Genomic DNA, 5,218 nt, shown 5'->3' with positions numbered 1-5,218 from the left:
CTCGGGCCCGGGCAGCAGCATGCAAAAATTGAGCGCATGCAGGAAGCGCTCCTCCGCGATCCAACGCCGCTCGTCCACGAGCATGCGGTGCATCAGCGCGATCTGGCCGGCCGGGCCGCCGAAGGAGAGGACGCCGATCTTGGCCCAGACGGCGAGCGCCTGCCGTAAGGTGGGATTTGGTTGGGTGTCGGCCGGGCCCATCGAGCACTCCGTAGCACAAGCGGCAAAGCCATACGGAGCGACGCTTGGGCGCGAGGCCTTGGGGGCGGCCGCGTTTGGCCCGGCGAATGCTAAGTCATCGCGCGCCGATGACAAGCACGTGTTGAGCAGGCCAGATCGGCGGCTAGTGGGATTATTGCGCGCGTGCTACCGAGGAGGCAAAGGAGGCTGACTCGGGAATGGCGACGGCCCAACTGGTGCAGGTGGCGGTGTTCCTCGCCGCGGCCGCCATCGCGGCGCCGCTCGGCCGTTATCTGCGCATGGGCGCCGTGCTCGGCTATCTCGCCGCCGGCGTCGTCATCGGGCCCTATGTGCTCGGCCCGTATTACGCCCTCGACGACGTCGACAAGGTGCTGCATTTCGGCGAGTTCGGCGTGGTGATGCTCCTGTTCGTGATCGGGCTCGAGCTTCGACCGGTGCGCCTGTGGGCCATGCGCTCGGCGATCTTCGGGCTCGGCACCGCGCAACTCCTGCTTACCGGACTTGCCATTGCGGCGATCGGGGTCGCGCTCGGGCTTGCCCCGGGCCCTGCCTTGTTCGTGGGACTTGCGCTTGCGCTCTCCTCGACGGCGTTCGCGCTGCAAGTGCTCGAGGAGAAGGGGGAGCTCACTACCCGCCACGGCCGGCTCGCTTTTGCCGTGCTTCTGTTCCAGGACCTGGCGGCCATTCCCCTGATCGCACTCGTGCCGCTGTTCGCGCTCGGCGCCGAGCAGCCGAAGATGGATTTCGGGTCGGCGGCGATCGCCATCCTCACCATCGCCGGGGTCATCGTGGTGGGACGCTTCCTGTTGAGCCGGCTCTACCGCATCGTGGCGGGGACGGGCGTGCGCGAGGCGATGACGGCGAGCGCGCTTCTGACCGTGGTCGGCGTTGCACTCGTCATGGAAGCGGTCGGCTTGTCGGCAGCGCTCGGCGCCTTCATCGCCGGCGCTCTGCTCGCCGATTCGGAATACCGCCATCAGATCGAGGCCGATATCGGCCCATTCGAAGGGCTCCTGCTCGCCGTGTTCTTCATCGCCGTCGGCATGTCGATCGACCTCGGCGTGCTGGTAGCGAAGCCCGGGGAACTCGCGGCCATCGTCGTCACGCTGATCGTGATCAAAGCCATCATCCTCTATCTCCTCGGCCGCTGGTGGGGGCTCGGCGACAGGGCGGCGCGCAGGCTTGCGCTCGTGATCAGCCAAGGCGGCGAGTTCGCCTTCGTGCTGTTCGGTGCCGGCGCTACCGCCGGGGTCATCGGCCAGGACACCGCCAATCTGCTCACGCTCGCCGTGACGCTGTCGATGGCGGCGACGCCGCTTCTGCTCGCGATCGACGATGCCGTCAACCGGGCGCTCAAGCCCGCGCCGCCCGAGTACGACACGCCGCAAGGCGGGGAACGGCACGTGATCATCGCAGGCTTTGGGCGCTTCGGGCAGATCGTGGCGCGCGTGCTGCGCGCCAAGCAGATTCCCTTCACCGCGCTCGATTCGAGCGTCGAGCAGGTCGATTTCGTACGGCGCTTCGGCGCGCAGATCTATTACGGCGACGCCGGACGGCTCGACATCCTGCGCGCGGCGGGCGCCGACAAGGCCCGCGCCTTCGTGCTCGCTATCGACAATGTCGAAGCCTCGCTGCGCGTTGCCGAGATGGTGCGCACGCACTTTCCCGGCCTCACCATCTATGCGCGTGCGCGCGACCGCACCCATGTGCACAAGCTGATGGATCTCGGCGTCGAGATCATCGAGCGCGAGACGTTTCTCTCCGCGCTCGAACTGACCAAGGACCTGCTCAAGGGGCTCGGCCTGCCTTCGGCAGAAGTGAAGCGCGTCACCGAGACGTTCAAGCGGCTCGACGAGAAGCGGCTTTACGAGGACTACGCCTACTACACGGACGCCGAGAAGGTGCGGGCGAACGCGCTGTCTCAGGCCAAGGAGCTCGAGGAGCTGTTCGCGCGTGACGTGGCGGAACTCCCCGGCGAGGACGGAGAGCCTGCGCGCAAGGAACTCGAGCCGGTCGGCGGAGGCCCGAACGCGGACTGAGGGGATCGGGCGCCGCCCTTTAGTGCGCGCCGACGGGCTCGGGCTGAGCCGCGGCAGCGGCGGCCTTCTGCACCGCCTTCTGCACCTTCTCGAAAGCGCGCACCTCGATCTGACGGATGCGCTCGCGCGAGACGCCGAACTCGGCGGAAAGCTCCTCGAGCGTGAGCGGCTCGTCGGCCAGCCGCCGCGCCTCGAACACGCGGCGCTCGCGCTCGTTCAGCGTCTTGAGCGCGGCATTCAGCATCTCGCGGCGCTGGTCACGCTCCTCCGATTCGGCAAGCGCCGTCTCCTGGTCCATGGTCTCGTCGACCAGCCAGTCCTGCCACTCGCCGCTTTCACTGTCGTTGCGTACCGGGGCGTTGAGCGACGAATCGCCGGCAAGCCGCCGGTTCATCGACACCACGTCCTCCTCGGTCACACCGAGCCTGGTGGCGATCTGCTTCACCTGGTCGGGCCTGAGATCGCCCTCGTCGAGCGCCTTGAGCTGACCCTTGATCTTGCGCAGGTTGAAGAAGAGCTTCTTCTGCGCCGCCGTGGTGCCCATCTTCACCAGGCTCCACGAGCGCAGGATGTATTCCTGGATCGCCGCCCTGATCCACCACATGGCGTAGGTGGCGAGGCGGAAACCCTTGTCGGGGTCGAAGCGCTTCACCGCCTGCATCAGGCCGACATTGCCCTCGGAAATGACCTCGCCGACAGGCAGGCCATAGCCGCGATAGCCCATGGCGATGCGCGCCACGAGGCGAAGATGCGAGGTGACCAGCCGATGCGCCGCGTCGCGGTCGCCATGCTCGCGCCAGCTCTTGGCGAGCATGTACTCCTCTTGCGGCTCCAGCATCGGGAACTGTCTGATTTCTTCGAGATAGCGCGTCAGTCCGCCCTGCGCGCTGACGCTCGGTAATGTTCTTGCGGCCATGAGAGCCCGTCTCCACGCGGCCTCGAACGGCCGCACCTTCTCAACATACCCGCCCCCGGGCGCTCTCTATAGAGCGTTTGCGGGATTGTTAAAAGACCGGTGCGGCTTCACAGTTCCTTGAAGGCGTGGACAATTTCGGCGAGATCGGGGGGAAGCTCACGATTAAATTCCAGTAATCTTCCGGTCACGGGGTGGATGAAGGCGAGATGGGCGGCATGTAGAGCCTGACGGTCGAGGCGGGAAAGCTTCTCCCCGATCGGCTCGGGCAGCTTGCGCAGCTTGGACCTGAAGCCCCGGCCGTAAAGCGGGTCGCCGATCAGGGGGTGCCCGATATGGGCGAGGTGGACGCGCACCTGATGGGTGCGGCCGGTCTCAAGCGTGCATTCGACGAGCGAGGCGAGCGGCCCCTCGCGGCCTTCGCCGTGGCCGAAGGTCTCGAGCACGCGCCAATGAGTCACAGCTTCGCGTCCCTTCCCGGGAAGCACGGCCATCTTGGTGCGGCTCGAGGGATGGCGGCCGATCGGAGCATCGACGATGCCTTGCGGCCTCGGCGGCGCGCCCCAGACGAGCGCGAGATAGCCGCGCTCGAGCGCCCCGGTGCGGCCGTGGTCGGCGAACTGCTCGGCGAGCGCGCGATGGGCCTGGTCGGTCTTGGCGATCACCATGAGCCCGCTCGTGTCCTTGTCGAGGCGATGGACGATGCCGGGCCGGGCCACCCCGCCAATGCCCGAGAGCGATTTCCCGCAATGGGCGATCAACGCGTTGACGAGGGTGCCGCGCGGGTTGCCGGCGCCGGGATGCACGACGAGGCCGGCAGGCTTGTCGATGACGATGAGCGCGTCATCCTCGTAGACGACGTCGAGCGGGATTTCCTCGGCTGTGAGCGCCGTGGGCGCGGCGGGCGGAAGTTCGAGTGCAAAGCGGTCGCCCTGTTTGACCCTGTAGGTCACGTCCTCTATTTTCGCGCCGCCCAGGCTCGCGTGTCCTTGCTTGATCAGCGCTTGCACGCGCGTGCGGCTGAGGCTCGGCAGGCAAAGCGAGAGGAACCGGTCGAGCCTTTGCCCGGCATGGCTCTGATCGGCCTCGGCGATGAGGCGCTCCTGCCCTTTTGCTTTGCGTTCGGTCGGCATGAGGATGAAGACGATGGCTGCGGCGAGCGGGCCTGACAATACGCCATTGCCGGGGACGGTGTTCACCCCAAGACAGGTGCGGGCGCTCAAGCTCGCCGTGATCGTGATGGGCCTCCTGCTCGTCGGCGGCTTCGCCCTCGTGCTGGGGACGATCGTCTATCAGGCTTCTCGGGGCGGGCAAAAGGCGGGCCAAGCCGAGGCGATAGGAGAGGGGAGCCCGGCCTTGTCCGAGCTTTCGATCCCCAAGGACACGACCGTCACCGCGCTTGCCCTTGATGGGAGCCGGCTCGCTCTTTATCTGAAGTCGGCGGCTGGGAGCGAAGTCGCGGTCATCGACGTGGCCACCGGAAAAGTGCTTGCCCGCGTCAAGCTCAAGTCCGAATAGGCCTTGATCGCCTTCGCCGCGCCAAGCTATAGCTCTTGCTCTGTCTTGACCCGGAGCATGCGCCCCGTTCGTCTAGTGGCCTAGGACGCTGGCCTCTCACGCCGGAAACAGGGGTTCGAAACCCCTACGGGGCGCCACCTAAATGAATGGGTTAGACTCACGACCCATCCCGAATTGTCTTCCGCGGACCGACCGTTTCCAGGAAGCAGTGCGTGTCGGCTGCTTGCGTCCCGCCGCTTCGACGGCAGTGATCCGCGCTGCGTGGATCAATCCCTGCTAAGCCCAAAAGACGGCGGCATCGGACCTGCCTAGGTCATCGCGAAGACACCGAGTCACTGAGGCTTTGACCTGACTAAGGCCTATGGGGACATCAGGCGGTCTACCCGACGCTTTGCCATCAGCAATGCCTCCTGATGGTCGAACGCTACGACCTCGCTTCGACTTAGGATTGGTAAGTCGGCGGTGCGCGGGTATATCCCTACACGCCACCCCGAAATCGCCCGCCTTAGCTCTAGCTGGTATCCGCGGTAGACGAGCGTACTCTGAA

Annotated in this window: 5 protein-coding genes and 1 tRNA gene; 3 read left to right on the top strand and 3 right to left on the bottom strand. The window is 66.1% G+C overall.

Annotated elements, in window-relative coordinates; all coding sequences use genetic code 11:
* On the bottom strand, positions 1-201 hold a 201-nt coding region (locus tag VFB18_RS01435), incomplete at its 3' end, for a chromate transporter (RefSeq protein ID WP_324970493.1).
* Between the two features lie 197 nt (positions 202-398).
* Here VFB18_RS01435 and VFB18_RS01430 point away from each other — a divergent pair.
* Positions 399-2,240, top strand: a complete 1,842-nt coding sequence (locus tag VFB18_RS01430; protein ID WP_324970492.1) for a monovalent cation:proton antiporter-2 (CPA2) family protein — start codon at positions 399-401, stop codon at positions 2,238-2,240.
* Between the two features lie 19 nt (positions 2,241-2,259).
* Here the strand turns inward: VFB18_RS01430 and rpoH are convergent, their stop codons facing one another.
* Both rpoH and VFB18_RS01420 read right to left on the bottom strand, forming a co-directional pair.
* Positions 2,260-3,156, bottom strand: coding sequence for an RNA polymerase sigma factor RpoH (rpoH, locus tag VFB18_RS01425; RefSeq protein WP_324970491.1), 897 nt, complete (start codon positions 3,154-3,156; stop codon positions 2,260-2,262).
* A gap of 107 nt (positions 3,157-3,263) precedes the next feature.
* Positions 3,264-4,286, bottom strand: a complete 1,023-nt coding sequence (locus VFB18_RS01420; RefSeq protein WP_414675624.1) for an RluA family pseudouridine synthase — start codon at positions 4,284-4,286, stop codon at positions 3,264-3,266.
* Between the two features lie 13 nt (positions 4,287-4,299).
* On the opposite strand from VFB18_RS01420, the gene VFB18_RS01415 reads away from it, so the two are divergent.
* Entirely contained in the window at positions 4,300-4,671 is a 372-nt protein-coding gene (locus tag VFB18_RS01415) for a hypothetical protein (RefSeq protein WP_324970489.1), read from the top strand.
* 61 nt (positions 4,672-4,732) lie between these two features.
* A tRNA-Glu gene (locus VFB18_RS01410) sits at positions 4,733-4,808 on the top strand.
* Positions 4,809-5,218: the final 410 nt, after the last annotated feature.

The sequence above is a fragment of the Methyloceanibacter sp. genome (assembly GCF_035650995.1).
Taxonomy (GTDB): domain Bacteria; phylum Pseudomonadota; class Alphaproteobacteria; order Rhizobiales; family Methyloligellaceae; genus Methyloceanibacter.
The sequence above is the reverse complement of the archived record's forward strand: the minus strand, read 5'-3'. Positions and strand labels throughout refer to the sequence as shown.